The organism is Rhodococcus sp. IEGM 1351, assembly GCF_030056875.1.
GTDB lineage: Bacteria > Actinomycetota > Actinomycetes > Mycobacteriales > Mycobacteriaceae > Rhodococcus_F > Rhodococcus_F opacus.
The window spans coordinates 41,143-60,341 of sequence record NZ_JASHKU010000009.1 but is presented as its reverse complement, the minus strand read 5'-3'; the positions used below and the strand labels follow the sequence as shown (position 1 = coordinate 60,341).

Annotated in this window: 17 protein-coding genes; 10 read left to right on the top strand and 7 right to left on the bottom strand. The window is 67.9% G+C overall.

The window, feature by feature from the left end; all coding sequences use genetic code 11:
* Positions 1 to 183: 183 nt before the first annotated feature.
* From QM806_RS17390 to QM806_RS17375, 4 genes are read left to right on the top strand one after another with little or no spacing between them, the layout of a single operon-like run.
* Complete coding sequence (locus QM806_RS17390) at positions 184 to 1,641, top strand: MDR family MFS transporter (RefSeq protein WP_005254841.1); 1,458 nt, start codon at positions 184 to 186, stop codon at positions 1,639 to 1,641.
* On the top strand, positions 1,638 to 2,678 hold the full coding sequence (locus QM806_RS17385; RefSeq protein WP_005566430.1) for a D-2-hydroxyacid dehydrogenase: 1,041 nt from the start codon (positions 1,638 to 1,640) through the stop codon (positions 2,676 to 2,678). The genes QM806_RS17390 and QM806_RS17385 overlap by 4 nt, the downstream gene beginning before the upstream one ends.
* A gap of 40 nt (positions 2,679 to 2,718) precedes the next feature.
* Positions 2,719 to 3,462, top strand: coding sequence for a hypothetical protein (locus tag QM806_RS17380; RefSeq protein WP_054245765.1), 744 nt, complete (start codon positions 2,719 to 2,721; stop codon positions 3,460 to 3,462).
* A gap of 56 nt (positions 3,463 to 3,518) precedes the next feature.
* Positions 3,519 to 4,115: a DUF1129 domain-containing protein gene (locus QM806_RS17375; protein ID WP_240482695.1), complete on the top strand. Its 597-nt coding sequence runs from the start codon at positions 3,519 to 3,521 to the stop codon at positions 4,113 to 4,115.
* A 63-nt stretch (positions 4,116 to 4,178) separates the two neighbouring features.
* On the opposite strand, the gene QM806_RS17370 is transcribed toward QM806_RS17375, so the two are convergent.
* The 3 genes from QM806_RS17370 to QM806_RS17360 form a co-directional block, all read right to left on the bottom strand.
* Entirely contained in the window at positions 4,179 to 5,591 is a 1,413-nt protein-coding gene (locus tag QM806_RS17370) for a DUF2252 domain-containing protein (RefSeq protein WP_054245739.1), read from the bottom strand.
* 150 nt (positions 5,592 to 5,741) lie between these two features.
* On the bottom strand, positions 5,742 to 6,068 hold the full coding sequence (locus QM806_RS17365) for an amphi-Trp domain-containing protein (RefSeq protein WP_005254847.1): 327 nt from the start codon (positions 6,066 to 6,068) through the stop codon (positions 5,742 to 5,744).
* A 207-nt stretch (positions 6,069 to 6,275) separates the two neighbouring features.
* A complete protein-coding gene (locus QM806_RS17360; RefSeq protein WP_283292159.1) occupies positions 6,276 to 7,208 on the bottom strand; it encodes a LysR family transcriptional regulator in 933 nt (310 codons plus the stop codon).
* 213 nt (positions 7,209 to 7,421) lie between these two features.
* On the opposite strand from QM806_RS17360, the gene QM806_RS17355 reads away from it, so the two are divergent.
* The 4 genes from QM806_RS17355 (at position 7,422) to pyk (ending at position 12,752) form a co-directional block, all read left to right on the top strand.
* Positions 7,422 to 8,516 (top strand): tartrate dehydrogenase, encoded by a 1,095-nt coding sequence (locus tag QM806_RS17355; RefSeq protein ID WP_054245742.1) that lies wholly within the window; start codon positions 7,422 to 7,424, stop codon positions 8,514 to 8,516.
* Between the two features lie 130 nt (positions 8,517 to 8,646).
* A complete protein-coding gene (gene dctA, locus QM806_RS17350; protein ID WP_043789728.1) occupies positions 8,647 to 10,113 on the top strand; it encodes a C4-dicarboxylate transporter DctA in 1,467 nt (488 codons plus the stop codon).
* Between the two features lie 34 nt (positions 10,114 to 10,147).
* Complete coding sequence (locus QM806_RS17345; protein WP_169693820.1) at positions 10,148 to 11,278, top strand: glycerate kinase; 1,131 nt, start codon at positions 10,148 to 10,150, stop codon at positions 11,276 to 11,278.
* Between the two features lie 43 nt (positions 11,279 to 11,321).
* Positions 11,322 to 12,752 (top strand): pyruvate kinase, encoded by a 1,431-nt coding sequence (gene pyk / locus QM806_RS17340; protein WP_169693833.1) that lies wholly within the window; start codon positions 11,322 to 11,324, stop codon positions 12,750 to 12,752.
* Here the strand turns inward: pyk and QM806_RS17335 are convergent.
* From QM806_RS17335 to QM806_RS17320, 4 genes are all read right to left on the bottom strand, one after another.
* Positions 12,742 to 14,175 (bottom strand): amidase, encoded by a 1,434-nt coding sequence (locus QM806_RS17335; protein WP_283292157.1) that lies wholly within the window; start codon positions 14,173 to 14,175, stop codon positions 12,742 to 12,744. The genes pyk and QM806_RS17335 overlap by 11 nt on opposite strands.
* Positions 14,172 to 15,644 (bottom strand): sodium:solute symporter family protein, encoded by a 1,473-nt coding sequence (locus QM806_RS17330; RefSeq protein ID WP_054245746.1) that lies wholly within the window; start codon positions 15,642 to 15,644, stop codon positions 14,172 to 14,174. Before QM806_RS17330 ends, QM806_RS17335 begins: the two co-directional genes overlap by 4 nt.
* Entirely contained in the window at positions 15,641 to 15,916 is a 276-nt protein-coding gene (locus QM806_RS17325) for a hypothetical protein (protein ID WP_005566410.1), read from the bottom strand. Before QM806_RS17325 ends, QM806_RS17330 begins: the two co-directional genes overlap by 4 nt.
* Before the next feature lie 151 nt (positions 15,917 to 16,067).
* On the bottom strand, positions 16,068 to 17,018 hold the full coding sequence (locus QM806_RS17320) for an Lrp/AsnC family transcriptional regulator (RefSeq protein WP_005566409.1): 951 nt from the start codon (positions 17,016 to 17,018) through the stop codon (positions 16,068 to 16,070).
* Positions 17,019 to 17,280: 262 nt separating this feature from the next.
* Between QM806_RS17320 and QM806_RS17315 the strand changes: the two genes are divergently transcribed.
* Both QM806_RS17315 and QM806_RS17310 read left to right on the top strand, forming a co-directional pair.
* Positions 17,281 to 18,423, top strand: coding sequence for an isochorismate synthase (locus tag QM806_RS17315; RefSeq protein ID WP_283292154.1), 1,143 nt, complete (start codon positions 17,281 to 17,283; stop codon positions 18,421 to 18,423).
* Positions 18,420 to 19,190, top strand: a complete 771-nt coding sequence (locus QM806_RS17310; protein WP_064080075.1) for an SDR family oxidoreductase — start codon at positions 18,420 to 18,422, stop codon at positions 19,188 to 19,190. Before QM806_RS17315 ends, QM806_RS17310 begins: the two co-directional genes overlap by 4 nt.
* The last annotated feature ends 9 nt before the right edge of the window (positions 19,191 to 19,199 follow it).

Genomic DNA, 19,199 nt, shown 5'->3' with positions numbered 1-19,199 from the left:
GGCCCCACGACACCGGTTCAAGCGCGTCGTCGGGACCAGCCCCCACTCCTACCGCGCGGCGTCCGCGGATCCTCGGCGACCGTGTAGCGGCGTCGCGGGCACAGCCGCGGAACACTTCGTCTCCCGTTGTCGTTACCGTTGGTCAGGAACTCTTGTGAGCGCGGTAACCGGAGAAGGTGGGTAATGGCGACGGACACGACCCCGGTCGACGTCGGGTTCCGTTCGGAACGCGGACCGATTCTCGTGTCACTGATGCTCACGACGTCGCTCGTCGCGCTTGATGCGACCATCATCTCCACCGCCGTCTTCACCATCGTCGGGGACCTCGGCGGTTTCTCCCAGTTCCCGTGGCTGTTCTCGATCTACCTGCTCACGCAGGCCGTGTCGGTGCCGATCTACGGCAAGCTGGCCGACATCTTCGGCCGGAGGCCGGTGATGCTCCTGGGCATCGCATTGTTCGGCGTCGGCTCGGTGCTGTGCGGGATCGCGTGGAGCATGCCCGCTCTCATCGCGTTCCGCGCGGTGCAGGGTCTCGGCGCCGGGGCCGTCCAGCCGATGAGCATGACCATCGCCGGAGACATCTACACCCTCGCCGAACGTGCCAAGGCCCAGGGCTATCTGGCCAGCGTGTGGGGCATGTCGGCGGTGATCGGCCCGACCCTCGGCGGGGTGTTCTCCGAGTACCTGTCGTGGCGGTGGATCTTCTTCGTCAACATTCCTCTCTGCCTGCTCGCGGCGGTGATGCTGATCCGCAACTTCGACGAGAAGCGGGCGCGCACCCAGCGGTCCATCGACTACGCCGGCGCCGGAATCCTGGCAGTCGGGGCGACACTGCTCATCCTCGGACTCCTCGAAGGCGGGCAGGCCTGGGCGTGGAGTTCCCCGATCAGCCTCGGCATCTTCGCGGCGGGTGTCGTGTTCCTCATCGTCTTCGTCCTCGTGGAACGGCGCGCCGCCGAACCGGTGCTGCCGCTGTGGGTGTTCACCCGGCGGGTTCTCGCGGCGAGCAGTCTTGTCTCACTGCTGGTCGGGGCCATCGTCCTGGGCCTGACCACTTACGTGCCGACCTTCACCCAGGGCGTCCTCGGGACGGGCGCCCTGGTGGCCGGGTTCGCGCTGGCCACCCTGACCATCGGCTGGCCGATCGCCGCGTCGCAGTCCGGGCGCGTGTACCTGCGCTTCGGCTTCCGGGTCACGGCCACCGCGGGCAGCCTGCTGGTCGTGGCGGGCACCGCTCTCACGTTGAGCCTGTCCATCGACTCGGCGGTGTGGCAGGTGGCGATCTGCTGCTTCGTCATCGGCGGCGGCATGGGTCTCGTCGCGAGCCCCACCCTCATCGCGGCGCAGTCGAGCGTCGACTGGTCGGAGCGCGGCGTCGTCACCTCGACCAACATGTTCGCCCGGTCCATCGGCAGCGCCGTGGGGGTCGCCCTGTTCGGCGCCCTCGTCAACGCGCGACTGGGCGGCGCCGACAACCCCGCCCCGGCCGACCTGGCCGGCGCCCTGCATCTGGTGTTCGTGGCCGCCCTCGGCGCGGCCGTCGTACTCGTCGTCGCCGCGGCGGCGATGCCGAAGTCTGCCGCCGCGCCGGAGGCCGAGCCGAGCGCACCGACGTCCGAACCGCCGGCGGTGAAGGAGTGACCGTGCCCGACCCGTGCGTCGACGTGCTCGTCGCGTCGTATCTCGAGCAGGACCTGGTCGACAGGATCGCTGACAGCGACCCTCGGGTCCGGGTGTCGTACGCACCCGACCTGCTCCCCCGGCCTCGATGGCACAGCGATCACGTCGGGGTGCCGCGTGATCTGACGGCCGTCGAGCACGACCGGTGGTCGTCGATGTTGCGGACCGCGGACGTGATGTTCGACTTCGACTGGCGGCACCCCGAACGCACCCTCGAACAGTCGCCGAATCTGCGATGGATTCAGGCGACGTCCGCGGGCGCCGGGCAACTGATCGAGAAATTCGGGCTGTCGCGCGCTCCGCTGACGGTGACGACCGCCGCGGGAGTCCACGCCGAACCGCTGGCGGAGTTCGCACTCGCCGGCATTCTGCATTTCGCACGCGGCCTCCCCCGGCTGATCGCCGACCGGCAGACCCGGACCTGGCGCAAACAGGAAACGACCGAGCTCGCGGGACGCCACGCGCTGATCGTCGGCGCCGGCAAGATCGGCTCGCGCACAGCGGAACTCCTCCGGTGCTTCTCCGTCACCGCAAGCGGGGTGGCCCGCACCCCGCGCCCCGCAGGCGCCCCTTTCGACAGCATGACCACCACGGACCGGATCGCCGAGCACCTGCCCGCCGCGGACATCCTCGTGATCTCCTGCGCCCTCACCGACGACACTCGTGGACTGATCGGACGCCGGGAACTCGCCGCCCTCCCCGACGGCGCACTGGTCGTCAATCTCGGACGGGGACCGATCATCGACGAAGACGCTCTCGCAGAAGCACTGTCGACGGGACGGCTGGGCGGGGCGGTCCTGGACGTCACCACCACCGAACCCCTCCGAGACGATTCGCCGTTGTGGACGGCCGACAACGTCATCCTCAGCCCGCACAGCGCCGCCAACGTGCCGTCCGAGAACGCGAAGATCGTCGATCTGTTCGTCGAGAACCTCGGACGCTACCTGTCGGGTGACGCCACGCTGATCAACGAGTTCGACTTCGACGCGGGATACTGACCGCACAGAGCGGCCGAAGCCGCTACCGTGGGTATCCACCATGACCGACCGTGACCTCGTCGACCGGATCGACCGGCTCGTACACGACCAACTCGCGAACCACGACCACCGATCCGGGCACGACTCGAACGTGAACCAGGACCCGTGCCCGCACTGCGGACGCGAATGGCACGGGCTCGCGATCACCGTGCGCGTGCAGCAGATGCGGCACGCCCGGGCTCTCGACCCGAAGTACAGCCACGCCCACGACCACAGCCGGGTGCTGTGCGCGGGTTCCCCGTTCATCGGCCCGATGCCCGAAGAGGTGCTGATGCTCGGGGGTTTCGACGTGCACGCCGCCTGGCGGGACATGGTTGCAGCGGCACGGCAGGCGCCCGATCGGATCGAGCAGCCCGACCCGTTCGACGCGTATCGCACCGTCGGTCCGCCCGGAGACGAACCACCGGCCGTCGGCCTCGCCGGCGGATGCGACCGCGCGTCGTGGCACTGCCCGCAGTGCGGCGACCGAGCGCATTTCCTCGACGCCGGCCGCGAACCCAACGCCTTCGCGGTCGCGCTGCGCGCCTACGCCGCGCACATCGCTTCGGCGCACGACCCATCCGTGGACGACGGGGACGACGCGTCCGCGTTCTCCAGCCGGTGGGCCCTCCCCACCCGCGGGGTGCTCTGGGACAGCCGACACACCGTGATCGGACGATTCGGGCCCGGCGGCAGCACTTTCGAACCCGGCACCACCGCCCGCGACCTCCGCGGCTTCGGCGGTCCACCGCCCACCCGAGCCTGACGGGAGGTCACCGACCTGACCACCTCTCGGAGAGCGCCGGCGAACGGAGACCCCTGATGGACGCCCGCGACGCACAGTCGACGCAACGCACTGCGCGCCGCCGGACGGACACGCCGCGGTGGTGGCGGTCGGCGACCGGAATCGTCCTCACCGCCCTCGTCGCGTTCGTCTGCGCTGCGACGCTGGTGATCACGATTCCGATCGACCCGGTCTTCCCGTACGTCGTGCTGGCTGGTTTCGCCCTGCTCATTCTCGGTGCCGTGTGGCTGATCCTCGCCGGCGTGCAGCTGGGGCGGTACCGGTGGGATCGACGCATCTGCCTTGCGCCGGCCATGGTGGCTCTGACCGCGACCCTCGTATTCTTCGGTGTGCCTTCTGACCTCGGGTGGCGGCTGTCGGTGGGCGAACTGACCGCATACGCGCAGGCGTGCACACCGTCGTCCGACGACCAGCGGATCGGCCTGTACGACACCTGGCGCGTCGAGCCGCTCGACACCGGGTGCCACTTCTACCTCGAAGGCGGCCTGGTCAATCTTGTCGGAGTCGCTCAGCTGCCGGGCGGCACCGACAAGATCGGCCCACCCGAGCGTGACGGTGAGATCGGATATCAGCACATCGAATCCGACTGGTACCGCTTCGTCCAGATCTTCTGAACCGTGCCGGTCCACCGGTCGTGTGGGCGGGCGTACGACCGGACGGTCCCGGGACGTCTCTGTTCAGAATCCGGTAGCCGCGACGATGCGGGCCCCCGTGATGGCCTCGAGGAGGGCAGCATGGTCTCGGGTGTTCTGCTCTGCGTACGTTTCGGCGAATTCCGCTATCGCATGATCGAATTCGGTGTCGTCCCCGAGGTAGGCGGCGATCGCGATCCGGTCGCCGGCCCGCGCGTGCGCATAGGCGAGGACCCGTGCACACAATCGCCCGTACAGCATCATGACGGTGGGTGTCTGGGATTCGACCACCGCCGAACCCTTGCCGTCCCGCAGTTGGCGCACGTAGAAGTCCCGCTCGACGCCGTCGGGGCCCGCGCCACGTTCCCAGCCCAGGAAGATGTCGCTCGCGGCCTGCATCAGCCGCTGTCCGCTGACCACTCGCTCGCCCTCGGCAGCGAAGGACGGGCCGTCGACGTAACTCGACAGCACGGACGGACCCGCCTCCTTCACCTGCAGAAACAGCGGATCGTCTTCGTCAGCGCCCAGCATCAGAATGATCCAGGTGCGGGTGCCCACACTGCCGACCCCGACCACCTTGCGGGCAATTTGAATCATCCGGAACTGGTCGTAGAGCACGCGGTGGTCCCACCGCAGAGACTGCACATACACGTTCAGGCGATGCCGTAGGTCTCGGTACAACGATTCGAGGTCTTCGCCCGCATACAACTCCTCGACCGGCACCAGCAGAGGCGGGTTGCTGATGATCCGCCTCTCCCCGTCGACGACGGCGGTCAGCTTGGAGAGCGCTTGGACGCTGTCCCGGCGGCGCGCCTTCTCCAGAGCTGTGCGAGCGCGTTTCCTCTGCGACTTGTCCAGCTCGTCTCGAAGCCCCACGAGTTCCGCTGTGGGCTCGATGTGGGAGTACCAGACGCCCAGGTTTCCCAGTTGCGCCTGACTGGCCATGGTTTCGCGGTATTCGGCGGCGCAGGCACGGGTGATGTTCCTGGTCTTCTTGCTGCTGAAGCCGTTCTCCTGCGCCGCGATCGCGAGGCTCGCGACGAGGCGTTTGACGTCCCATTCGAAAGGACCGGGATGTGTCTCGTCGAAGTCGTTGATGTCGAATGCCAGCCGACGTTCCGGGGTGGCGAAGATTCCGAAGTTACTCAGGTGCGCGTCGCCGCAGAGCTGCGTGCGCAGGCCCGTGGTAGGCGAGTGGGACAGATCGTCGGCCATGATCGCGGCGCCGCCGCGGTAGAAGGCGAAGGCCGTCGCCGCCATGCGCCCGTACCGGATCGGAACGAGTTCCGCGACTCTCTCCGTCGCCTGCTTCTCGAGGAGGCCCACAGGGTCGCGCCGATCGGCTACACGGTGTTCCGCGAGCGCAGCCGGCGGGGTGTCTCGGCGGGCGTCCGCCCCTCGTTGTGCGCGCTCGGTCCGGCTCGGATGTGCCACCGGTTCGTCGTGTTCCGCGGACATGGTTGTCTGCCTTCCTCGAGTGACGCGATATGGCCTGGTTACCGCCAATTTTCCGCCGGTCGGAGGGTATTGGCAGCACAGCGTTTCGGCAGTGGAGTCCGAATGCAGCGCAGGTCCGCCGGGTGACGATTCAGACGCGCTACGTGCGGATCACTTGGCGGTGCTCTTGCGGGGCCGCCCACGACGCGCGGTCTTGACCGGTGGCGGACTCGCCGTTTCCGGTTCCGCGTCGGCGGTCGACTCTTCGGACGGATCGTCCCGCCAACTGATTTCGATTTCGATCTCGGTCTCGTCGCCGTCGACCTCTATCTCGAGCTCCCACCGGACCCGGTCGGCGACGACGATTTCGATCGAGTCGCCACCCGAGCCCAGCTCCACCTCGGAGCCACTCGCGAGGGCCTGTCCGAGCGCGATAAGCCGGTCGGACACCTCTTTCCGGGAGAGCTCGGACTTCCTCTTGATCTCCAGCTTGGGCACGGCGACTCCTGACCTCGGGGCAGTGTCTCATCACCGTAACTGCCGCGCGACCGGTTGCCGGATCGAACCGAGAACAAACCACCCGGTGGCCGAAATACGGGGCTCCGTCCCCGGATCGGCAATTGCACAAGCATCCGCCGGGGCGATCGAAGAACGGCGGAGTGTCTCGATCCTCGATCCATCACGGAGTAGGGGCACGACTGTCATTCAGGAGATGTGCGGGCTCTCCGCTGCGGGCGCATCCCAGGCTGCCGGTGTGCGTTCTGCGTACTTTCGTGCCTCGTCCATGAGCGTCCGCGCGGGTGGCGTGAGATGGGTTCGCCGGCAGACGGCGGCGACGTGCAGGTAGGACTCGGGGACGATGCGGTGCACGGTGGCGCCGGACTGCCGGGCCGACGGCGCCCACGACGACGGCATGACGGCCTGCCCGAATCCGCTGAGGACCATCGGCAGGATCGAGGTTCGGTGGGCGACCTCGGCGACGATGGTGGCGGCGACGCCGCTGGCGAGGACCTCGTCGACGAGTGTTCGCATCAACGATCCGCGCTGCGAGACGATGAGTCGAAATCCGGACAGTTCCGATCTCCGAATCTCCGGGCGGCTCGGCGTCTCGGCGCCCGGTCCGGAGATGAGGATCAGCGGCTGGCTTTCGAGTGCGACGACGTCGAGTTCGGGGGCACGCACCTCCGCGGGTGAACCCAGGATCCCGACTTCGCAGACGCCGGTGCGCACGGCGTGCAGCACCTCTTCGGGGGTGAACGCCGCCTCGGCATTGACGGTGACCGAAGGATAGGTGCGACTGAAGCTGGTGAGGATCGTGGTGAGGGGTTCGATCCCGGGTGACGGCATCGTGATCAGGTCCACGCGACCGGCGCGCAACCCTTTCAGCGCATCGACGGATGCCTTCGCATCCTCGAGATCACGCAACACCACGCGGGCCGGACCGACGAGCGTTTCGCCGGCGTCACTGAGCACCAGCCGGCGCCCGACGCGGTGAAAGAGCGGCACCCCGAGTTCACGCTCCAGTGCGGATATCGACTGGGACAGCGAGGGCTGCGCGATCAGCAGTGTTTCCGCCGCACGGTTGACACTGCCCTGATCGACCACAGCCAGGAAGTACCGCAACTGACGCGCGTCCATCCGAACCCCTCATTCCCGTCGATGTGCGGCCGAACCCTCGAGCGGTGCTCTCGGCGACCGCCGCGTGGACACTCACTCTACCTGCGAAAACACGACTCGATTAGGTGAGACCTATAAGCCGGATCGACTCTTGGTCATGGACGCTGCGTGATTGTGACGGGTTAATGAATGCATCACACACTGTGACGAGCACAACACGATGGAGGCAACGACATGGCACCGCAGACGTTCACGATTGCATCGATCCCCGCCGACGGCGTCGGCAAGGAGGTCGTCGCTGCCGGACGGCGCGTGCTCGACGTCCTCGCAGAACAGTCCGGTGGGCGTTTCGCCTTCGAGTGGGAAGAATTTCCCTGGGGATGCGGGTACTACGAGCAGACCGGGAAGATGATGGCCGACGACGGCCTCGACACCCTGCAGGCATTCGACGCCATCTACTTCGGTGCGGTCGGATGGGAGAACGTCCCCGACCACATCAGCCTCTGGGGGCTGCGGCTCAACATCACCCAGAACTTCGACCAGTGGGCCAACGTCCGCCCGGTGAGGTTCCTCCCCGGCGTGCAGTCCCCGCTGCGCAAGGCCGACGACACCGAACTCGACTGGGTCGTCGTCCGGGAGAACAGCGAGGGCGAGTACGCCGGCCTCGGCGGACGTAACCTCAGCGGCCGCGGACCGGGCAACGAGGTCGCACTGCAGACCGCGCTGTTCACCGAGAAGGGCTGCGAGCGCATCATGCGGTTCGCGTTCGACCTGGCCCGCACCCGCACCGTGAAGAAGGTTTCCAGCGTCACCAAGTCCAACGCCCAGCAGTACGGCATGGTCCTGTGGGACGAGGTCTTCAACCGCGTCGCCCTCGACTACCCCGACGTCGCGACCGAAAGCGTCCTCGTCGACGCCATGAGCGCCAAGTTCATCCTGCACCCGGAGGATCTGTCCGTGGTGGTGGCGTCGAATCTCAACGCCGACATCCTCTCCGACCTCGGCTCCGCGCTGGCGGGAAGCCTCGGTATCGCGGCGAGCGCGAACCTCAACCCGGAACGACGCTTCCCGAGCATGTTCGAACCCGTTCACGGTTCCGCACCCGACATCGCGGGCCAGGGCATCAGCAACCCGATCGGCGCGATCGCCAGCGCCGCCCTGATGCTCGACCACTTCGGGCTGCACGACGAGGCCCGCCGTGTCGAAGCCGCCATCGAGGCCGCCACCGCGAGCGGAGCACTGACCCGCGACATCGGCGGCTCGTCGGACACCGACGCCGTCACCGAGGCGATCGTGCACGCGCTGCAGACCGCGCTGACCCCGGCCTGACCGCCATCCACAGTTCACAGCCGGCCCGACTCGGCAGGATCTGCCGGGTCGGGGCCCACCCCTCGAACGGTCGGTAACTCTCGGCCACCCCCGTCTTCACACCTGAACACTCTCACCCGAGGTGAATGTCATGGAAACACCAAGCAGCGCAGCGAGTTACCAACCGGCGACTGTGAAGAAACCTTGGTACAGGCAACTGTACTTCTGGGTTCTCATCGCGATCGTGCTCGGCATCCTGGTCGGGTGGCTCTGGCCGGACACCGGCGAGGCGATGGAGCCGATCGGCACCACCTTCATCACCGCGATGAAGATGCTGATCTGCCCGATCGTGTTCCTGACGATCGTCGGCGGCATCGCGAGTGTCGCGGATCTGAAGAAGGTCGGGCTGACGGGAATCAAGGCGCTGACCTACTTCCAGGTCGGGACCATCCTCGCGCTGCTCACCGGTCTCGTCGCGATCAACGTCTTCCGCCTCGGCGACGGGGTGAATGCCGACGCCGCCTCGCTGGAAACGACCGACTCCGCCAACAAACTGATTCAGACCGGTGAAGAGAAGCAGTGGTGGGAGTTCATCACCCACCTGGTCCCGGACAGCGTGTTCGGCCCGTTCGTCGAGGGTGACATCCTCCAGGTCATCTTCCTCGCCGTCATCTTCGGTGTCGCCATCAACGCGGTGGGCCAGATCGCCGCACCGATCCGGGATGCCGTCGAACGCCTCACCGCGGTGGTCTTCAAGGTCCTGAGCTTCATCATGAAGCTCGCACCCCTCGGTGCGTTCGGCGCCATGGCCTTCGCCATCGGCAAGTACGGTGTCTCCACCCTCACCAGCCTCGGCAGCCTGATCCTGCTGTTCTACGTCACGTCCGCGTTCTTCGTCTTCGTGGTCCTCGGATCGGTCATGGCGTACCTGCGGCTCAACATCTTCCGGATGCTCGGCTTCTTCAAGGAAGAACTCCTGCTCATTCTCGGCACCTCCACTGCCGAGCCCGCGCTGCCCGGTCTGATGCGCAAGCTGGAGTACGCCGGCGTCAAGAAGACCACCGTCGGTCTCGTCGTGCCCACCGGCTACAGTTTCAACCTCGACGGGGCAGCCATCTACCTCTCGCTCGCCGCGCTGTACATCGCGCAGGCCACCAACACCGACCTGACGATTCCGCAGCAGCTCGGCCTCCTCGGCGTCATGCTCCTCACCTCCAAGGGGGCCGCAGGTGTCGCCGGAGGCGGGTTCATCGCGCTGACAGCAACATTGAGCACCCTTGGCACCATCCCCGCGGCCGGCATCATGCTCATCTTCGGTATCGACAAGTTCATGTCCGAATGCCGCGCCCTGGTGAACTTCATCGGCAACGCCGTCGCCACCCTGTTCGTCGCCAAATGGAACCACGAACTCGACGTCGACCGTGCCCGCCGCGTCTTCTCCGGCGAAGTCCTTCCCCCACCCGACGGTGACGTCGAGAACGACTTCGACATGGAGATCCTGGAACAGGAACCACGAGACAAGCACCACCACATGATCGAGGAACCGGACGCTGTCCACATCGACCACGAACGGCTCGACCCCGCGGCGACGACGCCCGCGCACTCCACCCAGCGATGACCGCATCCGCACTGCACACGAGAAAGGAAGGCCGATGAGGGTTCTGGTTGCCCCGGACAAGTTCAAGGGCTCGCTCTCCGCAGCAGCTGTCGCCGAACATCTCTCGGCCGGCCTCGCTTCGGCGGGAATCGACAGCAGGCGACTTCCTCTCGCCGACGGAGGCGACGGCAGCGTCGACGCGGCGGTGGCGGTCGGATTCACTCCGCACCCCGTCACGGTCGCCGGCGCAAGGGGAACACCCCAGCGCGGACGCATCGCCGTCAACGGCACCACCGCGGTGGTCGAAGTCGCCAACACTTGCGGACTGGCCACCCTCCCCAGCGGGCGCACCGCTCCCCTCGACGCCTCCAGCCTCGGATTCGGCCAGGCCATCGGGCACGCCCGCCGCCACCACCCGCGCCGCCTCGTCCTCGCCCTCGGCGGCAGCGCCGGTACCGACGGCGGAACGGGGATGCTCGCCGCCCTCGGGTTCACCTTCTCCGACAGCACGGGACGACCCCTGCGGGCGTGCGGGCGAACCCTTCCCGAGGTCGCGACGATCGATTCCTCCCGCGCGGTGAACCTGTCCGGAATCGAGATCGTGATCGCCGGCGACGTCACCAACCCGCTGACCGGACCGCACGGCGCCGCCGCCGTGTACGGCCCGCAGAAAGGCGCCACCGAAGCGGACGTGCGCTACCTCGACTCCGGCCTCGACAACCTCGTCGAGGTGTTCACCCGCAGCGGCTACCCTCAGGCGCGTGCGGTGGCCGACTCCCCCGGCGCCGGCAGTGCCGGTGGGATCGGATTCGCCGCCATGCTGCTCGGCGCGCGCATGGTCTCCGGCGCCGAATACTTCCTCGACCTACTCGATTTCGACGGCTGTCTCGCAGGAATGAACCTGGTGATCACCGGCGAGGGCAGCATCGACGAGCAGACCGAACACGGCAAACTGCTCGCGGTCCTGGCCCGCCGCGCCCATCCGGTCCCGGTGATCGCCGTCGCCGGCCGTAGCACTCTGTCCCGGAAGTATTGGGCTCCTGCCGGTTTCGGGTACATCCATTCCCTCGGCGACTACACCGACCGGAACACCGCCGCCGACCCGGAGCTGACCGGCGAACTCCTCACCCGCATCGGGCGTGACATCGGCCGGGGCTCGCTTCTGCACAACGAAGGACCACGATGACTCTCACCGACATCCACTCGCTGCCGATGTCGACTCGGCGTCGCTGCTGTCGCCTCGCCGGGCGAAGATCGTCTGCACGCTCGGGCCCGCCACCGCCACGGACGAACGCACCCGCAGTCTCGTCGAAACCGGGATGGACATCGCCCGACTGAATTTCAGTCACGGCGACCACACCGACCACGAGGCCAACTACCGGCGCGTCCGCGCCGCAGCCGACAGCACCGGCCGAGCTGTCGGAATCCTCGCGGACCTGCAGGGACCGAAGATCCGCCTCGGCCGCTTCACCGACGGCGCGACCGTGTGGGCGACCGGCGAACAGGTCCGGATCACCGTCGAGGACTGCGCGGGCACCCACGACCGGGTCTCGACCACCTACACCCACCTCGCCCAGGACGCACGCGCCGGTGACCGACTGCTGGTCGACGACGGCAAGATCGCACTGACCATCACCGACATCGACCGCAACGACGTGGTGTGCCGGGTGACCGAGGGCGGCCCGATCAGCAACAACAAGGGCGTATCTCTGCCCGGGATGAACGTCTCCGTCCCCGCCCTGTCCGACAAGGACATCGACGACCTCGAATTCGCCCTACGCCTCGGGGTCGACCTGATCGCCCTGTCGTTCGTGCGCGCCCCCACCGACATCGACCGCGTCCACGAGGTGATGGACCGGATCGGCCGCCGGGTCCCGGTGATCGCGAAGATCGAAAAACCCGAAGCCGTCGACGACATCGAGGCGATCGTGCGGGCCTTCGACGCGGTCATGGTCGCGCGCGGCGACCTCGGGGTGGAGGTTCCCCTCGAGCAGGTGCCGTTGGTGCAGAAGCGGATCGTGCAGATCGCGCGGGAGAACGCTCGACCGGTGATCGTGGCCACGCAGATGCTCGAGTCGATGATCGACAACTCCCGGCCCACCCGGGCCGAGGCGTCGGATGTCGCCAACGCGATCCTCGACGGCGCCGACGCGGTAATGCTGTCCGGTGAAACCTCCGTCGGTGCCTACCCGACCGAGACGGTCGCGACGATGGCGCGGATCCTCTCCGCCGTCGAACACCAATCCACCACCGTCCCCGCCCTGACCCACACTCCCCGCACCCACGGCGGCGTGATCTCGTTCGCCGCCCGCGACATCGGCGAACGCCTGAACGCCACCGCGCTGGTCGCGTTCACCCAGTCCGGGGACACCGTGCGACGACTCGCCCGGCGCCACACCCCGCTGCCACTGCTGGCCTTCACCCCGGTACCCCAGGTGCGCAACGAACTCGCCCTCACCTGGGGCACCGAAACCTTCCTCGTCGACCCGGTGGAATCGACCGACGAGATGATCCGCCAGGTCGACACCGCCCTCCTCCGACTGGGTGCCTACCGGCGCGGCGACCTCGTCGTCATCGTCGCCGGCTCACCCCCGCACACCGTCGGATCCACCAACCTCATCCACCTCCACCGCATCGGCGAGAACGACTTCACGAAGTAGACGCTGCCGCCCTCTCGAGGAGGTGCGGGCGTGTGGCTCCGACGGGGTTCAGCTGCTCGTAGGCCCGTGCCACGTCGAGCAGGAACAGGTCGTTGCCCGGGGCCGCGACGATCTGCACGCCGACCGGCAGACCGTCGGCGCTGAATCCGGCGGGAACGGAGATCGCGGGGCAACCCAGCACCGTCACGGTCAACGCCGACGTCATCCAGTCGAGGTAGTCGTCGCAGCGACGGCCGTCGACCGCTGCCGGGTACTCGAGTTCGGCGTCGAACGGGAGCACCTGCGACACGGGCATCACCAGGATGTCATGGTGGGTGAAGAATTCGACGGCGCGATGCTGGATCTCCGCCTGCGCCACCATGGCTTTCGCGACGTCGTCGGCGGAGAGCCGGTCTGCCTGCCGGATGTTGTCGAGCAGCGACGGCTTCAGCAGATCGGGGGTGGCGTCGGCGCGGTCACCGAGGTCGATCTTGAACCGCCACGCCCGCAGGGTGCGGAACACCCACTCGGCGTCGGGAATCGACGGTGCGTCCTCGGCCACCACCGCACCCGCGGCGGCGAAGATCGAGGACTGCCGGTCGTGGATCTCGCGGACCGGCGCATCCACGGGGAAGATGCCGTTCAGATCCGCGGACACCGCGACGCGCAGACCCTGCAGGCCGGCGACACCGAGACGCGGCGCGAGGGCATCGGCGCTGAGCGAACCGCGGATGCGCGCGTCGGGTCCGGAGATCACCGACAGCAGCAGTTCCAGGTCGTCGACGTTCCGGGCCATCGGTCCCTGCGTCACGAGTGCATCCCAGGGCGCGCTGTTCGGCCAGCACGGCACACGGCCCGGAGTGGGGCGCAATCCGACGACGTTGCAGAACGACGCCGGGTTGCGCAGCGAACCGCCCATGTCGCTGCCGTCGGCGAGCGCGACGAGTCCCGCACCGAGCGCGGACGCGGCGCCGCCGCTCGAGCCACCCGCACTCTTGGTGGGGTCGTACGGGTTGGTGGTGGTCCCGAAGACGGGGTTGAACGTGTGCGAGCCGGCGGCGAATTCGGGGACGTTGGACTTGCCGATCGTGACGGCGCCGGCCGCGATGACGCGTTCGGCGATCAGCTCACTGGTCTCGGGCACGTTGTCGACGAGGAGCGGCGAGCCGGCGACGGTGGGGAAACCGGCGACGTCGTGAGTGTCCTTGAACGCGAACGGCAGTCCGTGCAGCGGCCCCACCGGGGTTCCGGCGGCCGTCTGTGCGTCGGCGGCGGCAGCGGTGGAGTGCGCGCGGTCCAGGTCGAGGCTGACGAGCGCGTTGACCGTCGGATTCACCCGCGCGATCCGGTCCGTGTGCAGGTCGAGCAGCTCGCGGGCCGAGATGTCCTTGCGACGGAGTGCGGCGAGCATCTCTCGCGCGGTCGAGTAGTGATCGATGGTCATTTCGAGGTCTCCAGGATCGGGGTGGTGGCGGGAAGGTCTTCCGACGACGCGGGGGCCGGGGTGCGGGGACGGGTGGCGCGGACGACGGCCTCCACGACGGCGATCACCGCGAGGTTGAGGACCAGGCCGCAGATGCCGGCGTCGATGTTGGCGAGGTTCAGTTCGAAGACGGTCATCACGATGACGGTGAGCATTCCCACGACGAGACCGGCGAACACGGATTGCTTGGCGAGCAACGGCTTCTCGGGCAGAGCCAGCGCCAGACCGGGGGCGAGCTGGCTGAGACCACCGAACGTGAGCAGCAACAGGTTGGCCAGCAGATCGGGGCGCGTCAGGCCGAGCACGAGGGCCATGGTGGCAGCGGCGATCACGACCAGGTGGTTGAACCGAAGCTTCGTGCGCTCGCTTTCGATCTTCACCAGGTTGTGCGACGCCAGCGTCGAGATACCGATGCAGATGGCGCCGGCAGGCAGCATCGCGGCGGAGGCCGCGGCGATCGCGATCAGTCCGAGCGCCCAGTTCGGCAGCGCTCCCCCGGCCAGCGTGAGCAGGACGGCGTTGCTGCTGGTGTTGGGATTCAGTGCGAGGATCCCGACGAAGCCCAGCATGATCGGAAGAATCATGACCACCTGGTACATCGGCAGAAAAGTGTTGTTGGAGCGGATCACTCGACCGTTCTTTGCGGCCAGCAGCGGCGGCCAGAGGTGCGGGGTGGTGAGGAACCCGCAGCCGATCGCGGAGATCAGCAGGCTCGTGGTCCACCAGACCTTGTCGTAGTCACCGGGGTTCACGGTCAGCATCTCGCTGTGGGTCTGGGCGATCTGGCCGAACACGTCGCCGATGCCACCGGCGAAGTGCAACGGGATCACGATCGACAGCACCACGACGGCGAGCAGGATCAGGACGTCCTTGACATAGGCGGTGCGCGCGAGGCCGTGAATGCCGGCCCACAGCACGAACCCGACGACGAGGACGGTCGCGACGATCATGCTCAGAGTGCCCGAACTCGCGCTGCCCGTGACGAGTCGGACGATCAGGCCGAGGCCGGTGATCTGCAACTGCAGGTACGGCAGCAGGAAGATGATGCCGCACAGGGCGACCAGCCGGCCGAGGAGCGGGCTGCGGTACCGGTCCGCGAAGAAGTCGGCCTGGGTGATGTATCCGCGGTCCTTGCTGAGTTTCCAGATTCGCGGTCCGATGAAATACAGGGCCACGTAGCCGAGCGGGATGTACGGGATGGCGTAGGTGGCGCCGATGCCCGCGGTGAACGCGATACCGGCGACACCGAGGAACGTGAACGTGGTGAACGATTCACCGGCCTGCAGGAAGAAACTGGTGACCACACCGAAGTTCCGTTTGCCGACCGTCCACTCGCTCAGGTTCTGAGCGCGTTTCCGGCGTCCACCGACCGCGATCACGGCCAATCCGATCATGCCGGCCAGCGTGATCCACAGAGCTGAGTTCGTCATAGCGTCGCCTCCTCGAGCTGGAGGTCGTCGCTCCGCTCCTCGTGCGGCCGGACGAGGCCGAACTCCACCGCCGCCAGCGCGGGCAGCAGCAGGAGCACCCAGGCCGAGCACCAGACGAGCAGCCGGGGCATCCCCAGCCACAGATCGGCCGTGTTCACAAACGGCAGCCACACGGCGGTGACGAGTGCGAGCACCGGGGCGACCGGGACGAGCAGCAGCCAGCGGCGCTGCGGCGAATCCTCGATCGCCCCGAGAATGGCGTCTCGTTGCATGCTGTTCCTTCTTCCATCCGGGGAGTAGAGGAAGCATGCGTGGTGCGGATCACAGCACTCAACCGCTGTACGAGGTTCGGCGAAATCGGCCACCAGCATGTCGGAGATCGCAATCAGGCGCGCCGGAGGGGCGGTCCGATGTCGAAATCCGTCACATTGTCCGTCCGCTGCGTTTGACCGCCTGCACCACCATGTTGGTTTCCAGGGCCGCCGCGTCCGCCACCCACGGCGCGGTCGTGATGTAGTCGTAGAGCACCGACTCGTCCGGCGCGGCGATGTTCGCGACCACCTGGTACTCGCCCGCCGTGCCGGCGGCGTACCGCACGTACGGCATCTCGAGCATCCCCCGCACGAGCGGTTCGATCCGGTTGCGCTGGGTCTTGATGAACAGCATCGCCTCGGCACGCAGCCCGAACAGGGCAGGATCCACCACCACCCGGAGGCTGATCGCACCCTCGGTGAGCAGCGACTGGACACGTCGCCGGGCCGTCGCCTCGGAGACACCCGCGGTCCGGGCGAGCGCCGTGGTGCCCACCCGCCCGTTCTGCATCAGCTCGCGGATGATCGTCCGGTCGACGGGATCCCGGGTGCCGCGTTCCAGGTCCGTGAGGAAGGTCGCCGGAGGCGACACCCCGCCGATCGCGTCCTTCTCGGCGGGGGTCAACACCCCGGCCTCCCATTCGCGGACCGTGCGGAAGTACCGCAGCACCGGGTCGGTCCAGCTTCGGACGACGCCCATCGTCGCGGGCAGTTCGTCCATGACGAGCTTCGGGAGGCGATCCCGGGACACGTGGATCTCGGCCACACAGTCGGCGGTGCCGGTGAGGATGTACACGAAGATGCAGTCGCTGCGCTGAGCGAGGGCGCTCGCCGCCACCCGCACCGTTCCCGGGGAGCACTGGAGGCGCACGATCGCGGTGCCGCCGCTGTTCGCGACGGCGGTGACCGCCACCCGCCCGGACTCGAGGAGCGCGATGCCGTGCCGGGTCACGTTCCGCTCGGGTTCGCCGAGCGCCTGGGCAATTCGGCTCCAGGAACATCTCCCGTCGACCTGGAGGGCGGCGACGATCCGCTGATCGAGCGAGAACCTGCGTTCGGTCATTGAAGCCGCCTGCCCTCCATGCAACGTGTGCATGCGATGGTAGGCCAGTCGGTGGTGGCGAGAATCCAGACCTGTTCGCAGGTGATATCGGGCCCGCGCGTCGTGACTCGAAACTGCTGGTCTGCAACGGAATACGCCTCGCACCAGAACCGCAGGCGGACACGCTGAACCGCCAAAGGTTAGGCTAACCGTATATGGTCTGAACGTGACGGTGCGCATCGCCACGCGCACCGCAGTTGTCCGCTACGAAAGGTGATCGCATATGCAGTCGACGGCCGTTGCCGAGTCCGCAGAGACTTCGGTGGACCTCCCGCCGGGCGCGCCGTTCGTTCTCTCCCGCCCGCACGGCACCGTGATCGCCGACGGCATCCGCACCGGTTACGACTCCGCCCGCGACGCCGCCGCGGCCCTGCGGAGCGGCACCGCGACGTCGGTGGTCGGCGCGCTCGCCTTCGACCCGTCACATCCCGCCGCGCTGATCGCACCACAGACGCTGCGTCACCACCCGCGAAGCTGGTCCCCTCGTCGGCAGGCCCTTCCACACATACGCGCCGGCGAGTCGATTCCCCCGGAGGACGAGCACGTCGCCCGGGTCACCGCCGCCATTCACCTGCTGCGAGAGCCCGAGGCCGCACTGCACAAGGTGGTGCTCGCCCGATCGGTCGTCCTGCACGCCGGCGAACCGCTGCATCCGCACGCACTGCTCGCGCAACTCGTCGCGAACGACCTCGGCGGCAACGGCTTCAGCGTCGATCTGAGCGCCGCGGGCACCGACTGGTCGGGACGGCACCTCGTCGGCTCGAGTCCCGAGGTGCTCATCCGTCGCCGCGGCGACACCGTGACCTGCCATCCGCTCGCCGGATCCGCTCCCCGGCACACCGATCCCGAGATCGACAGGCTGACCGCGGAGAACCTCGCGGCGTCGGAGAAGAATCTGCGCGAACACGCCCTCGTCGTCGACGCGCTGCGCGCGAGCCTCGAACCGTTCTGCACCGAACTCGACATCCCCGACCGGCCCACACTCACCAGCACACCGCAACTGTGGCATCTCGGCACACCCGTATCGGGACGACTGCGGGACCGCTCGGTGACCGCACTGGACCTCGCCGTCGCCGTGCACCCGACCCCGGCCGTGTGCGGCACCCCCACCGCCGCCGCGCGTGCACTGATCGGCGAACTCGAAGGCGACCGCGGCTTCTACGCCGGCGCCGTGGGCTGGGCCGACGCCGACGGTGACGGCGAATGGATGGTCACCATCCGGTGCGCGCAGATCGACGCCGACCGCACCACCGTCACGGCGTACGCCGGCGGCGGCATCGTCGCTGCCTCCGAACCGGACGACGAACTCGCCGAGACCACAACCAAACTGGGCACCGTCCTCGCCGCACTGGGACTCCCCCGATGAGCGGCACGACACTGGTCGTCGGGGCGGCCCAGGGCATCGGACGGGCCACGGCCGTCACGCTGTCGCGGTCCGGCCACCGCCTGGTACTGCTCGATCGTGATGCCGACGGCCTCGCCGCCACCGCCGCACTGCTCGACGCTCCGCCGCTCGGCACCGCCGTCACCGACATCCGCGACACCGCCGCCGTCACCGACACCGTCCGCCGGATCGAGGACCAGCACGGACCCATCACCGCGCTCGCGCACGTGGCGGGTGTGCTCGAGACCGGCTCCGTTCTCGACGCCGACCCCGAGAGCTGGCAGCGCGTGTTCGACGTCAACGTCACCGGCCTCGTCAACGTGCTGCGGGCGGTCGGCACCGGAATGCGCGAGCGTGCAGCCGGTTCCATCGTCGTGGTCGGTTCCAACGCCGCGGGCGTCCCCCGCACCGGAATGGGCGCGTACGGCGCGTCCAAGGCCGCCGTCTCGATGATCGTCCGGGTACTCGGCCTCGAACTCGCCGAATACGGGATCCGCGCCAACATCGTCGCCCCCGGCTCGACGGACACCGCGATGCAGCGGTCGCTGTGGTCGGATCCCGCCGACGACGCCGGAGCACGCGGAGCGATCGACGGAGACCTGGGCTCGTTCAAGGTCGGTATCCCGCTGGGCCGCATCGCCGACGCCGCCGACATCGCCGACGCCGTCGAGTTCCTCCTGTCGGATCGGGCACGTCACATCACCATGCAGGCGCTCTACGTCGACGGCGGCGCTACCCTCCGAGCCTGACGACCCCGG